At 42.5% G+C, this 1,134-nt stretch carries 2 pseudogenes; both read right to left on the bottom strand.

Going from position 1 to position 1,134, the window contains the following annotated elements:
* Positions 1 to 436, bottom strand: a pseudogene (locus NFR99_RS15280) (hypothetical protein); the annotation flags it as partial.
* A gap of 293 nt (positions 437 to 729) precedes the next feature.
* Positions 730 to 1,134: pseudogene (locus NFR99_RS15275) on the bottom strand (hypothetical protein); the annotation flags it as partial.

The raw sequence follows: 1,134 nt of genomic DNA, 5'->3' as shown, positions 1-1,134 counted from the left end.
CGCACCGCTCTGGAAGTTCTTTTGTGCCGTTATAGAACTCTATGAACCGGGGTTCCGGGATGCGGACAAGGCGCGAATCGTAGAGGTCAGCCGTCCGGGTCAGCTGTGAGTATATGTCGGATACATATAGGAGATTCCGAAGCGGCATGTTCGGGTTGTCGGTGGACTGGTGCTCATACAGGGAAAGTGTGTCTTGGAGTAAAAAGGAGACGTCGTTTTTCATTCCCAGATAAATAGCATTGTCCAGCGTGGTAACAGTCAGCTCGTCCGGATTGGTGTAATGTGTGCCGTTCATGGCATTGTATAAATCCAGAAATTCACGCTTTTCCTTGAAAATCATCCGAAATATCCGGTCTTTGTAAGTAAGTGCAGGCGTAGGAGAGCCCACAGTTGGCATTGCCGCTGATTTCTCAGTCGTGTTAAGTGTTTCTTTCATCCAAATCCTCCTTTAGATATCGGGAGGATTTTACGCTCTGTCTTAGAAATCCTCCCGTCTTATTGTCTGGGGTTCAGCATTGAAGATTTCTAAGATTGGCGGAAAGCCGTAAGAGATAGCGTGAGCCATAAAAGAATGAATCATAGAAACAAATGCGTATATAGATTATAACATAAACAAAATAGAAAGCAACATAAAAATTAAGAAAAAAGATATCGCATGAACAAAAATCTTTTGACATAATAGTAGAACATAATTTATGTAAAAGCGTTTTTCAATTACTGCAAAAGATTTCAGAAAGACGGATTATCTGCGGTATCTTGAAGCATACGGCAGTAATGATTTACTATTTCTAAATCTATATTTAAACTAAGGGCAGTTTGCTCAGGGGAGTGCCCGTTATCCAAATGTTTCTGGATGAGAGCAGCCTGCTTCAAACCAGTTGTAAGCCCTTCAACAAGCCCTTGTTCATGAGCATAATCCCTTTCATTCTGGATGTGAAGTTCTTCGTCGTATTCGTAAATTCCCACTTTCATTACCTCCGCTCGGTTTTTATAGAGAAAATCAGCCAGGATGCCGTCATGGATGCATTCTGTGACCGCCTGTTCCATCGCCTGTGCCAAAGGAAATTCTTTCCTGAGTTCCCTGACTTTACTTACAAAGATCATATAGTCCCGTAGGCTCCGGCATTTTTCCAT

This window comes from Hominisplanchenecus murintestinalis (assembly GCF_943193015.1).
Lineage (GTDB): Bacteria > Bacillota > Clostridia > Lachnospirales > Lachnospiraceae > Hominisplanchenecus_A > Hominisplanchenecus_A murintestinalis.
This window is presented reverse-complemented; position numbering and strand designations above follow the sequence as displayed.